General features: G+C 65.4%; 11 protein-coding genes and 1 riboswitch. Of the genes, 8 read left to right on the forward strand and 3 right to left on the reverse strand.

Annotation, left to right across the window (positions count from 1 at the left end; all coding sequences use genetic code 11):
* Positions 1 to 2 precede the first annotated feature (2 nt).
* Positions 3 to 584, reverse strand: a complete 582-nt coding sequence (locus NKG95_RS03120; RefSeq protein WP_023720749.1) for a NuoB/complex I 20 kDa subunit family protein — start codon at positions 582 to 584, stop codon at positions 3 to 5.
* Positions 575 to 940 carry an NADH-quinone oxidoreductase subunit A gene (locus NKG95_RS03125; protein WP_023720750.1) on the reverse strand — a complete coding sequence of 122 codons (366 nt, stop codon included), beginning with the start codon at positions 938 to 940 and terminating at the stop codon, positions 575 to 577. The genes NKG95_RS03120 and NKG95_RS03125 overlap by 10 nt, the downstream gene beginning before the upstream one ends.
* A gap of 336 nt (positions 941 to 1,276) precedes the next feature.
* Here NKG95_RS03125 and NKG95_RS03130 point away from each other — a divergent pair, with 336 nt between their 5' ends.
* The 8 genes from NKG95_RS03130 (at position 1,277) to NKG95_RS03165 (ending at position 11,616) form a co-directional block, all read left to right on the forward strand.
* Complete coding sequence (locus NKG95_RS03130) at positions 1,277 to 2,476, forward strand: winged helix-turn-helix domain-containing protein (protein WP_353039940.1); 1,200 nt, start codon at positions 1,277 to 1,279, stop codon at positions 2,474 to 2,476.
* Between the two features lie 29 nt (positions 2,477 to 2,505).
* A riboswitch (cobalamin riboswitch) is annotated at positions 2,506 to 2,709 on the forward strand.
* A 38-nt stretch (positions 2,710 to 2,747) separates the two neighbouring features.
* Positions 2,748 to 3,182: a DUF1636 family protein gene (locus NKG95_RS03135; protein WP_353018481.1), complete on the forward strand. Its 435-nt coding sequence runs from the start codon at positions 2,748 to 2,750 to the stop codon at positions 3,180 to 3,182.
* On the forward strand, positions 3,179 to 4,231 hold the full coding sequence (cobW, locus tag NKG95_RS03140) for a cobalamin biosynthesis protein CobW (protein WP_353039941.1): 1,053 nt from the start codon (positions 3,179 to 3,181) through the stop codon (positions 4,229 to 4,231). Before NKG95_RS03135 ends, cobW begins: the two co-directional genes overlap by 4 nt.
* An 18-nt stretch (positions 4,232 to 4,249) precedes the next feature.
* Positions 4,250 to 7,984, forward strand: coding sequence for a cobaltochelatase subunit CobN (locus NKG95_RS03145; RefSeq protein ID WP_353039942.1), 3,735 nt, complete (start codon positions 4,250 to 4,252; stop codon positions 7,982 to 7,984).
* Complete coding sequence (gene cobG, locus NKG95_RS03150; protein WP_353039943.1) at positions 7,981 to 9,450, forward strand: precorrin-3B synthase; 1,470 nt, start codon at positions 7,981 to 7,983, stop codon at positions 9,448 to 9,450. The genes NKG95_RS03145 and cobG overlap by 4 nt, the downstream gene beginning before the upstream one ends.
* Positions 9,447 to 10,100 (forward strand): precorrin-8X methylmutase, encoded by a 654-nt coding sequence (locus NKG95_RS03155; RefSeq protein ID WP_353003317.1) that lies wholly within the window; start codon positions 9,447 to 9,449, stop codon positions 10,098 to 10,100. The genes cobG and NKG95_RS03155 overlap by 4 nt, the downstream gene beginning before the upstream one ends.
* Positions 10,097 to 10,855, forward strand: a complete 759-nt coding sequence (locus NKG95_RS03160; RefSeq protein WP_353039944.1) for a precorrin-2 C(20)-methyltransferase — start codon at positions 10,097 to 10,099, stop codon at positions 10,853 to 10,855. Before NKG95_RS03155 ends, NKG95_RS03160 begins: the two co-directional genes overlap by 4 nt.
* Entirely contained in the window at positions 10,852 to 11,616 is a 765-nt protein-coding gene (locus NKG95_RS03165) for a precorrin-3B C(17)-methyltransferase (protein ID WP_023720758.1), read from the forward strand. The genes NKG95_RS03160 and NKG95_RS03165 overlap by 4 nt, the downstream gene beginning before the upstream one ends.
* Here NKG95_RS03165 and NKG95_RS03170 read toward each other — a convergent pair.
* A complete protein-coding gene (locus tag NKG95_RS03170) occupies positions 11,580 to 12,362 on the reverse strand; it encodes a cobalt-precorrin-6A reductase (protein WP_023720759.1) in 783 nt (260 codons plus the stop codon). The genes NKG95_RS03165 and NKG95_RS03170 overlap by 37 nt on opposite strands.
* Position 12,363: the final 1 nt, after the last annotated feature.

Raw genomic sequence — 12,363 nt, forward strand, 5'->3', positions numbered from 1 at the left:
GCTCACCGTTCGATCGTGCCGGTGCGGCGGATCTTCTTCTGCAGCAGAAGGATGCCGTAGAGCAGCGCTTCAGCGCTCGGTGGGCAGCCGGGCACGTAGATGTCGACCGGCACGATGCGGTCGCAGCCGCGCACCACCGAATAGGAATAATGATAATAGCCGCCGCCATTGGCACAGGAGCCCATCGAGATGACGTAGCGCGGCTCCGGCATCTGGTCGTAGACCTTGCGCAGCGCCGGCGCCATCTTGTTGGTCAGCGTGCCGGCGACGATCATGATGTCGGACTGGCGCGGAGACGCGCGCGGCGCGACACCGAAACGCTCGCTGTCGTAGCGTGGCATCGAGGTGTGGATCATCTCGACGGCGCAGCAGGCGAGGCCAAAGGTCATGAACATCAACGAGCCGCTGCGCGCCCAGGTGATCAGCGCCTCGGTCGAAGTGACGAGAAAACCCTTGTCGGCGAGTTCGTTGTTGATCTCCAGGAAGAACGGATCATCCTCCCCCACCGGTCTGCCGGTGTTGGGGTCGATGAGGCCCTTGGGCTTCGGCGCGACGAGCGTGCCGGAACTGTCGTTCAATCCCATTCCAGCGCTCCTTTTTTCCATTCATAGGCAAAGCCGATGGTCAGCACCGCCAAAAACACCATCATCGACCAGAAACCGAGCATGCCGATCTGACTGAACGACACTGCCCAAGGAAACAGGAAGGCCACCTCCAGATCGAAGATGATGAACAGGATCGACACCAGGTAGAAGCGGATGTCGAACTTCATGCGGGCGTCGTCGAACGAGTTGAAGCCGCACTCATAGGCGGAAAGCTTTTCCGGATCGGGGTTGCGGTAAGCCACCAGGAACGGTGCGGCGAGCAGCGCCAGGCCGACGACCAGCGCCACGCCGATGAACAGGACGATGGGCAGGTACGAACCTAAAAGTGCGTTCATGCTGCAGTTTTCCGTTGGCGGCCAATCCACTCTGATTACAGCACCGGACCCACTTGCGGAAGCGTGACAGATTAACCACTGAACCGTTTTAAGGGGGCTCTATGCTGCAACGCGGCGAGGGTTAGCGCAGCGCTTTCGGCGAAGCAAGTCAAACCTTGTTCAAATCGCGGTGCTGGACGGCATATCCGGGAAAACTGGTCCGATCCGCTCCTGTTTGATTTCCTTCACTTTTCACTCCACTTTTCTCTCCTGACATAGATGCCGCCAAAACCTTGCTAGCATGGGGCGGAATCGCAGGTCATTTTCTCTGTCTAACATCGTCCGGATACCGCCTTCATGAAGGAAAAAATCTCGCTTGCCCTGGCCCGTCGCATTGCGCTTGCGGCACAGGGATTCAATGACCCGCGCCCCAGCGGCACGCCTGACCGCCGGCATCTGGCCCGGGTGCTTGCCCGTACCGGCCTGCTGCAGATCGATTCCGTCAGCGCCGTGGTTCGCGCCCATTATATGCCGCTCTATTCGCGGCTTGGCCCCTACAAGCTGGCGCTGCTCGACGACGCCGCGGTGACACGCAAGCGCATGGTCTTCGAATATTGGGCGCATGAAGCCTCGTTCCTACCCGTCGAGACCTATCCGCTGATGCGCTGGCGCATGCAGCGGGCCGAGCGCGGCGAGGAAATGTACAGCGGACTGGCAAAATGGGGCCGCGAGCACGCCGCCTACATTGAGGACATCTATCGCGAGGTCGCTGAACGAGGCCCGATCGCGGCGTCGGCTTTCGAAGGCCAGAAGGGCTCGGGCGGCTGGTGGGGCTGGAGCCATGCCAAGCATGCCTTCGAATGGCTGTTCTGGGCGGGCCGCATCACCACGGCGCACCGGCGTGGTTTCGAGCGGTTCTACGATCTGCCGGAGCGCGTGCTGCCGCCAACGGTACTCGCTTTGCCAGTTCCGTCCCCCGCGGACGCCCACCGCGAACTGCTGCGCATCTCCGCCCGCGCCCATGGCGTCGCCACGGCGGGCGATCTGCGCGACTATTTCCGCCTCTCGCCCGCCGACATCAAGGGCCGCATCGAGGAACTGGTCGAGGCTGGCGACCTGTTGCCGGTGAGCGTCGAAGGCTGGAGCAAAACAGCCTATCTCCACAAGGACGCCCGTTTGCCGCGCAGGATCGAGGCGCGCGCCTTGCTTGCGCCGTTCGATCCCGTCGTCTTCGAGCGGTCGCGCACCGAGCGGTTGTTCGACTTCCACTACCGCATCGAGATCTACACGCCGGCCGAAAAGCGCCAGTATGGCTATTATGTGCTGCCGTTCCTGCTCGGCGACAGCATCGTCGGGCGCGTCGACCTCAGGGCCGACCGCCCGGCCGGCGTATTGCGCGTCCATGCCGCCTATTCGGAGCCCGGCGCCCCGCCGCAAACTGCCGCCGCCCTTTTCGAGGAATTGAAGCAGATGCAGGGTTGGCTCGGGCTCGAGCGCATCGAGGTGACGGCTGCCGGCGACCTCGGCCAGCCGCTCGCAGATATCGCCGCGTCATAGACGTGCGTTGACACGACTGCCTCCACAAGCCTAAATCCGTTCCAGACGGTCCCCTGCCCGCAACGGCAAGGGCCAAGAGGGAATGCGGTGCGAAATCTCGATTTCAAATCCGCGGCTGTCCCCGCAACTGTAAGCGACGAGCCAAGGCCGAAAACCACTGGGATATTCCCGGGAAGGCGGCACCCAGGCGATGACCCGCGAGCCAGGAGACCTGCCGTCTAGGACATAAGAATCCGATCGCCTGGCGGGTTTTCCGGGCAAGGAGCCTGATTTGGAACGCGACAGCAGTTTTCCGGCTGAGACAGCGGATTTATTGTCCGGCCATGGTGATTCCCCGGCCGGCGTCACCGTCATCGTCTGCTCGTCCTGCCGTGACGAGACCGGTTCGGACGCTCATCCCCGCGCCGGCGAACTGCTCGCCGAGGACACGCGCCGCGCCGCTTCCAGCGAAAACATTAAAATCCGCACCGTCGAATGCCTCGGCAATTGCAAGCGCCGGCTCAGCGCCGCGATGCTGCGCGACGGCTGCTGGAGCTATGTCTTCGGCGACCTGACCACGACCAGCGGCACCGATCTGGTGACGGGGGCAAAGCTGTTCGCTACTTCGACGGACGGCCTCATTCCGTGGCGCGGCCGTCCCGATTGCCTGAAGCGCGGCTTGGTTGCCCGCATCCCTCCCCTCGACCTTTTGAAGGACTTGATATGACTTCCCCAGATTCGGCCGCCAACGTTTCGCGCGTCCCCTGCACCGTCGTCACCGGCTTTCTCGGCGCCGGCAAGACGACGCTGATCCGCCATTTGCTCGAAAACGCCAAAGGCAAGCGCCTGGCCATCATCGTCAACGAGTTCGGCGATATCGGCATCGACGGCGAGATCCTGAAGGGCTGCGGCATCGACACTTGCCCCGAGGAAAACATCGTCGAGCTGGCCAATGGCTGCATCTGCTGCACTGTCGCCGACGACTTTGTCCCCGCGCTCGACCAGATCCTGTCGCTGACGCCGAAGGTCGACCACATCCTGATCGAGACGTCCGGGCTGGCCCTGCCCAAGCCGCTGGTCCAGGCCTTCCAGTGGCCGTCGGTGAAAAGCCGCGTCACGGTCGATGGCGTCATCGCCGTCGTCGACGGGCCGGCGCTGGCTGATGGCCGCGTTGCCAACGACATGGACGCCCTGCAGGCGCAGCGCGCGCAGGACGAGACGCTCGACCATGACGATCCTGTCGAGGAGGTGTTCGAAGACCAGCTCGCTTGTGCCGACCTGATCATCCTGTCGAAGAGCGACCTGCTGGACGCAGCCGGCGCGGCGCGCGCCAATGCCGTCATCGGCAAGCATGTTGCGCGGGCGGTGAGGATCGTGCCGACCTCGCAAGGCAAGGTCGATCCGTCGGTGCTGCTCGGCCTTGGTCTCACCGTCGAGGACGACATCGAGAACCGCAAGACCCATCACGACGACGAGCTCGACCACGAACATGACGACTTTGACTCGTTCGTCATCGACATTGCGTCGGTGTCCGACCCGGACGAGCTGGCACAACGCGTCGCCACGGCGGCGGAGGAAGAAAACGTATTGCGCGTCAAGGGTTTCGTCGACGTCGGCGGCAAGCCGATGCGGCTCTTGCTGCAGGCCGTCGGTCCGCGCGTCAACCACTATTACGACCGCGCCTGGACCGCTGAAGACGATCGCCGCTCGCGCCTCGTCGTCATCGGCCTGAAAGGGCTGAACCGCCCGGCGATCGAGCGTATCCTCGCCGGCTGATCCCAGGTACGAGCCGCGATGCACATCCTCACCACCACATCCGCCTCGCTCGACGATCTCGCCGAGCCTGTCGATCTCAGGCAAACGCCTGCGGATGTCGTGGCGCTGTCCTTCACCGACAGCGACCTCGCCGGGCTGGCGGCGGCGTGGAAGGCAGATGCGGACCGCCTGCCGTCGATGCGGCTCGCCGCCTTGCGCGACCTGCGCCACCCGATGTCCGTCGACCTCTGGATCGACAGCGTCGCCCGCCACGCCAAGGTCGTCCTGGTCCGCATCCTCGGCGGTTACGACTGGTGGCGCTACGGCTGCGACCAGCTTGCCGTTGTCGCGCGAAATCGCGGTATTAAGCTGGCGCTCCTACCGGGCGAGAGCCACGACGAGGATTTGCGGCTGATCGAAGGCTCGACGCTGCCGCGCCAGGAACTTGATGGTCTGCTCGACTATTTCCGCGAAGGTGGCCCGGCGAATATGACGGCGCTGGTGCAGAGGTTGGCAAGTCTCGCCGGATCGGGTGCGGCGGTCGCTGAACCTGTCAGCGTGCCAAAGGCGGGATTTTACGAGCCGGGACGCGGCGTTATAGAAAGAATGGACTTATCAAGCGTCGGCATTCCTTCGCGCCCCCCTCTGTCCTGCCGGACATCTCCCCCACAAGGGGGGAGATCGGCTGTCACTGACCGTCTCGCGACTTCTGCAACATCGAACATTGACGAAGGCGACGATGACCAGGCGATCTCCCCCCTTGTGGGGGAGATGTCCGGCAGGACAGAGGGGGGCGCGAAGGAACGCAGCCTAAACCTACCGTCCGCCGAACCCGCCCCCATCATCCCCATCCTGTTCTACCGCTCGATGCTGCTCGCCGCCGATGTCGCGCCCATCGACGCGCTTTTCGAAGCGCTGGGCGTACGCGGCATGGTTCCCGTGCCTATTTTCGTCTCCAGCCTCAAGGACCCGGCATCGCTCGCCTTTGTCGAAACCGCGTTTGCCGCGCTGAACCCTGCCGCCATCATCACCGCCACAGCTTTCGCCTCGGGCGCCGAACCCGGCGTCGAGACGCTGTTCGACCGCGCCGGAGTGCCGGTGTTCCAGATCGTCGTCGCGACCACCCGCCGCGACATCTGGCAGAACAACCAGCGCGGCCTGGCGCCCGCCGACCTTGCCATGCATGTCGTCCTGCCCGAGCTCGACGGCCGCATCCTGGCCGGCGCCATTTCCTTCAAGAGCGAAAGCGAGATCGATCCGGCATTGGCCTTCCGCGCCTTCGCCAACCGGCCAGAGCCTGACCGCGTGGCGCAGGTCGCGAACCGTATCGAGGCCTTCGTGCGTCTGCAGCGGACGCCGCGTGCGGAGCGCAAGCTCGCCATCCTGATCCCCGACTATCCGAGCGCGCCCGGCCGCACCGGCTATGCCGTCGGTCTCGACGTGCCGTCCAGCGTGCTGGCGATGCTGCACGACCTGAGCGAACAGGGCTACGCCGTTGAAGGGATTCCGCAAACGCCGCGTCAGTTGCTGGAGGTGCTGGAGCCAGCCGACCAGGGACTGGCTTTGCAGGATTATCTGACCTTCTCGAAGGAATTGCCGCCGGCGGCCATCGCTGCGGTGGAGGCCGCATGGGGGAATACGGATGATGAGACAGGTTCGCGCGAGGCACCCCCCTCTGTGCTGCCGGACATCTCCCCTTCAAGGGGGGAGTTTGCGCTGTTGTCTCTGCTTTCGCCAACTACCAAGGGCGTTAAGGGAGAGCCGGCAGCCGAACTGCCAATCTCCCCCCTTGAAGGGGAGATGTCCGGCAGGGCAGAGGGGGGTGTCCAAGCGCCCACCACCGCAAAATTCCCCTTCCGCGCCGCCACCTTCGGCAATATCACCGTAGCCCTCGCCCCTGATCGCGGGCGCTCAGCCGACCGCCGCGCCGACTATCACGACCCGACACTGCCGCCGCGCCATGCACTGATCGCCTTTGGCTTGTGGCTGCGTAAGTCGCTCGGCATCCATGCAATTATCCATGTCGGCGCCCACGGCACGCTGGAGTGGCTGCCCGGCAAGACCGTGGCGCTCAGCGAAAACTGCTTTCCCGAAATCGTCACCGGCCCCCTGCCCGTCATTTATCCTTTCATCGTCTCCAACCCCGGCGAGGCAGCACAAGCCAAGCGACGCATTGCCGCCGTCACGCTTGGCCATCTGCCGCCGCCGCTGACCGGCGCCGGGCTGGACGAAGAGCAGCATAAACTCGAGCGACTGGTCGACGAATATGCCCAGGCCGACGGGCTCGACCGCCGCCGCCGCGACCGCCTGGCGAAGCTGATCGTCGAGACTGCGGAAAAGACCGGCCTCGCCTCAGAGGCCGGCGTCGCCAGGACCGACGCAGCCGACGAAGCCTTGCGCCGCATCGACGCCTGGCTCTGCGATCTCAAGGATTTCGCCATCAAGGACGGCCTGCATATCTACGGTCGCTCGCCTGAGGGCGAAACCGATCCTTTGCGCGAGCAGAGTGCGGCAGCCGAGAAAGTAGCACTCATCGCGGCCCTCGACGGCCGCCATGTCGCCGCCGGTCCGGCCGGTGCACCGGCGCGTGGCCGGCGCGATGTGCTGCCCACCGGCCGCAATTTGTTTACCGCCGACCCACGCACCATGCCAACGCCGACCGCCTATGATCTGGGCAAGGTGGCAGCGGAAGAAGTCGTCCGCAGCTACATGCAATCGCATGGCGACTGGCCGCGCTCGCTGGTCATCGACCTCTGGGGCTCGGCCTCGCTGCGCACCGGCGGTGAGGAGATCGCGCAAGGCCTGGCGCTGATGGGCTGCCGGCCGCAATGGGATTCCGCCACCGGCCGCATCACCGGCATCGAGGTGCTGCCGCCGGCAACGCTCGGCCGCCCGCGCGTCGACGTCACCTGGCGCATATCCGGCCTGTTCCGCGACATGTTCCCAACCCAGATCGCGCTGATCGATGCCGCCGCCAACGCCGTCGCGACCCGCGACGAGGACGATTCGGAAAACCCGCTGGCGGCGAGAACCCGTGCAGACGGCAAGATCAGCCCGCGCATATTCGGCACCTCGCCCGGCACTTACGGCGCCGGCATCGAGGACTTGCTATCAAGCGGCGACTGGGCCGCGCGCGAAGAGATCGGCCGCGCCTATCTCGCCGCCACCTCGCATGCCTATGGCGGCGCCGAGGGCGAAGGCATTTCGGCGCCCGGCGCTTTTGAGGGCCGCATCGCTGAGGCCGACCTTCTGGTTCATACCGGCGACGATCCCGGCCGCGACATCCTCGAAGGCTCGGCCGACGTCGCCTTTATCGGCGGCTTTTCGGCAGCGCTTGCCGCGCTCGGCAAAAACGCTGACGTGATCGTGCTCGACACCACGGATCCGCAAAAGCCCAAGCCACGCTCGGTTGGTGACGCCGTATCCCGCGTCGTACGGGCACGCGCCGTCAATCCGCGCTTCATTGCCGGCCAGATGCGCCACGGGCCGCGCGGCGCCTCGGAATTCGCCGAGACGGTCGACCGGCTTGTCGGCTTTGCCGAGACCACTCATGCCATATCTGGCGCGCTGATCGAGGCCGTGCACGACGCCTATCTCGGCGACCCCGTTGTCCGCGCCTTCATCCTGCGCGAGAACCCGTCGGCGGCGAAGGTCATGGCCGAACGTTTCATGTCGGCACGACGGCGCGGTCTGTGGCATCCGCTGCGCAATTCGATCGATGACGATCTCGCCGCACTGATTGCCGAAGCCCAGGCGCTTGGGGTGGCGGCATGAACGCTTTCTCCCGACGCGGCGCCTGCCCTGCTTTGTCGGCACCGATGCAAACCGGCGACGGGCTGCTGGTGCGGCTCAATCCGGTCGCTGGAGGACTGTTGCCGAAGTCGTTGATCGGACTCTGCGAATCCGCCCTGCGCCACGGCAACGGCATTATGGAAGTGACCGCCCGCGGCAGCTTGCAGATACGCGGCCTGACGCCCGAAAGCGCCCGGCTGCTGGCGATGGAGGTTGATGCGCTGGGTATTGCCGTTCGCACCGGCGTGCCGGTCGAGACTGGTCCGCTGGCCGGGCTCGACCCGCAGGAAATCGCCGATCCGCGCCCGCTAGCGGAGCGGATTCGGGCGGCAATCGAGGACGCCGGCGTCACGCAGCGTCTTGGCCCGAAGGTCTCGGTGATTGTCGACGGTGGCGGACAGCTGACCTTGGATGCAGTGACGGCCGATGCCAGGCTGGCTGCGGTGCGGACCGATGCGGGGACGCAATGGCAGGTGGCTATCGCCGGCGGCGGTCAGACTGCGACGCTACTCGTCATGGCCGAGGAAGATGCGGCCTGCGACATCGCCGTTGCGATCCTAAGGATGGTTGCCGAAAAGGGGCGCGATGCCCATGCGCGGGATTTGACAGAAAGACAGCTGATATCTCTGGCAAATTGGCGATCCTTGGCGCCCCCCTCTGTCCTGCCGGACATCTCCCCCACTTGGGGGGAGATTGCGCCCTCATCTCAGCTTTCGCCAATCGATAAGCATGCTAAGAGTGAGCCACCGGCGAAGCTGCCGATCTCCCCCCAAGTGGGGGAGATGTCCGGCAGGACAGAGGGGGGCGCGAAGGATCGCCGGCCCATCGGAGTTTTCGACTTGGCTGCAGCCGGAACCGCCCTCGGCATCGGCCTACCCTTCGGCAGCATGCCGGCGAACCAGATCATCGCTCTCGCGCAGAGCGCGCTGGCCCTTGGCGCCACCGAAATCCGCCTGGCGCCGGGCCGCGCGCTGGTTTTCCTCGGCCTCGCGCCAGCGGCCTGCCCGCCGCTCCACCAAGCCGCCGCAACCCTCGGCTTCGTCACCGACGCCGCCGACCCGCGCACCAGGATCGCCGCTTGCCCGGGTGCTCCCGCCTGTGCCTCCGGCCGCATCGCGACGCGCGAAATCGCCGAGACCATCGCCGTGGAAAACCGCGACATCTTCGATTCTTCCTTGACGCTGCACATCTCCGGCTGCGCCAAGGGCTGCGCCCATCCCGGTCCGGCGGCGCTGACATTGGTCGGTAGCGAAAACGGAGCCGGACTTGTCGTGGACGGGACGGCTAAGATGTTTCCTGCCGGATACAGGCCGGGCGATGACGCCTCGCGCGGCATCGGCGGCATTGCAGCGGCAATCCGCAGAAAACGACTTCGAGGCCAGACTGCCGCCGCCTGCCTTGCAAGGCTTGGCACGGCCGGCGTCGTCAAAGCTTACCGACAGGAATGAGCATGCCCGCCCAGAACCCCATCACCTACGACTATATTCATGATGGCACAGCGATCTATGAGCGCTCCTTCGCCATCATCCGCGCCGAGGCCGACCTGTCGCGCTTTTCCGAAGCCGAGGCCGACGTCGCTATCCGCATGATCCATGCATGCGGCCAGGTCGAGGCTGCGCGGCATTTCGTTTTCTCACGCGATTTCGTCGCCGCTGCGCGCACAGCGTTGAGCGCCGGCGCGCCGATCTTCTGCGACGCACAGATGGTCTCGCATGGCGTCACGCGCGCCCGGCTGCCGGCCGGCAACGAAGTGATCTGCACGCTGCGCGATCCGCGGACCGCCGACATCGCGAGAAAAATCGGCAACACCCGCTCGGCCGCGGCGATCGACCTGTGGGGCGAGCGCATGGCCGGTTCGGTCGTCGCCATCGGCAATGCGCCGACCGCCCTCTTTTATCTGCTGGAAAAGCTGCGCGACGGCGCGCCGAAGCCGGCGGCGATCATCGGCATGCCGGTCGGGTTTGTCGGCGCCGCCGAATCGAAGGATGCGCTGGCCGAAAATTCCTATGGCGTGCCCTTCGCCATCGTGCGCGGCCGGCTGGGCGGCAGCGCCATGACCGCCGCCGCGCTCAACGCTTTGGCGAGGCCGGGCCTATGAATGCGATCGCAAAAGGTCGGCTGGTCGGCGTTGGCACCGGTCCTGGCGACCCAGAACTTTTGACGCTGAAGGCAGTGCGCGCGCTGGCTGAGGCCGATGTCGTTGCGCATTTCGCCAAGCGCGGCAACAACAGCAACGCGCGCGCCATTGTCGGAGCCCATTTTCGCGCTGATTTGATAGAGTTGCCGCTGCTCTATCCGGTGACCACCGAGATCGCCAAGGACCACGGCGACTACCGCTCGCAGATCACCGATTTCTACGAGCAGTCGGCCGAAAAGGTTGCCGAGCACCTCAGCGCCGGCAGGATGGTTGCGGTGCTCTCGGAAGGCGACCCGCTTTTCTACGGCTCCTACATGCATCTGCATGTCAGGCTGGCGCATCGCTTTCCGACCGAAGTCATTCCCGGCGTCACCGCCATGTCCGGCTGCTGGTCGGCGACCGGCCTACCGATCGTCCAGGGCGACGACGTGCTGACTGTGTTGCCGGGCACGATGAGCGAATTCGAGCTGACGCGCCGCCTCGCCGACACCGATGCCGCCGTAATCATGAAGGTCGGCCGCAACTTGCCCAAGATCAGGCGGGCGCTGGAGGCAACCGACAAGCTGCCGCGGGCCATCTATGTCGAGCGCGGCACCATGCCGGGCGGCGTCTCGATGCGGCTTGCCGACAAAAAGGACGACCAGGCGCCTTATTTCGCCATCGTGCTGGTCGCCGGCTGGTCGGGGCGGCCAAGCGCATTGGGAGCCGAAGCATGAGCGGCCGCCTGACCGTCATCGGCCTGGGGCCTGGCAACGCCGACCAGGTGACGCCGGAAGCGAACCGGGCCGTCGCCGAGGCGAAATTCTTCTACGGCTACAAGCCTTATCTTGACCGGCTTGATCTGCGTCCCGACCAGATTCGCGTCGCTTCCGACAATCGCGAGGAGCTAGCGCGCTCCAGGGACGCGCTGCTGAAGGCTGCGGAAGGCCACAATGTCGCGGTCGTATCGGGCGGCGATCCCGGCGTCTTCGCCATGGCGGCGGCCGTCTGCGAGGCGATCGAGGCGGGGCCGGTCGAGTGGCGCGCGGTCGACATCGCCATCGTGCCTGGCATCACCGCCATGCTCGCCGTCGCCGCCCGCATCGGCGCGCCGCTCGGCCATGATTTCTGCGCCATCTCGCTGTCAGACAATCTGAAGCCGTGGGATTTGATCGAGCTGCGCCTGCTGGCCGCGGCGGGCGCCGGCTTCGTCATCGCGCTCTACAATCCGATCAGCAAGGCGCGCCCCTGGCAACTCGGCCGCGCCTTCGAATGCCTTGCCGCGATCCTGCCGGGCACCACGCCGGTGATCTTCGGTCGCGCCGCCGGCCGTCCCGACGAGCGCATCGAAGTTTTCTTGCTGGCGGAAGCCGATGCGCAAAATGCCGACATGGCCACCTGCATCATCATCGGTTCACCGGAAACCCGGATCATCAAGCGCGGTGAAAAACCAGCGCTGGTCTACACGCCGCGGTCGGCAGCGGGCCCAAGAACATGACCGACCAGAAAATGATCGACCATCGCGGCAAGAGATTCGACCGTCTCAGCCGACGTGACGTCCGGCAACGCCGGCCTGCGGATCATGACCACCTCGATGCCGAGCGCCCGCGCTGCGGCGATCTTGCCGTAGGTCGCTTCGCCGCCGCTGTTTTTGGAAACGACGACATCGATGCGGTGCTCTTGAAGCAGCGAGTGTTCGTCCGGCTCCTGGAACGGCCCGCGCGCCAAGAGATAGGTCGCGTCGGGCACAGTAAGTCTTGGTTCGACCGGATCGACGCTACGGATGAGATAGTGGTGCTGGGGTGCAGCCTCGAAGGCAGTGATCTCCTGCCGTCCGAGCGCCAGGAACACGCGGCGCTGCGCCGATCCCAGCGCCGTCACCGAGCTGGTAACACCGTCGACCAGCGTCCACTGGTCACCTTCGGCAGGCTCCCAGCCTGGGCGCTTGAGCGCAACGATCGGCACGCCGGATCGGCGCGCTGCTTCCGCCGCATTGGCGGAGATCTGCGCCGCATAGGGATGCGTGGCGTCGATCAGCAGGTCGACGTCCGTCTCGTGGAGATACAACGCCAGCCCGTCGACGCCACCAAAGCCGCCAACCCGCACCGGCACGCCTTGCGCGGCCGGGTTTTCAGTGCGGCCGGCCAGCGACAGCGTAATCGCGAGATCGGAGCGCACCGAGAGTATTCCGGCCACCTGCCGGGCTTCGGTGGTTCCGCCGAGGATCAGAATGCGGTGGGTCATC

It is taken from the genome of Mesorhizobium sp. M1423 (assembly GCF_040317575.1).
Taxonomy (GTDB): Bacteria; Pseudomonadota; Alphaproteobacteria; order Rhizobiales; family Rhizobiaceae; genus Mesorhizobium.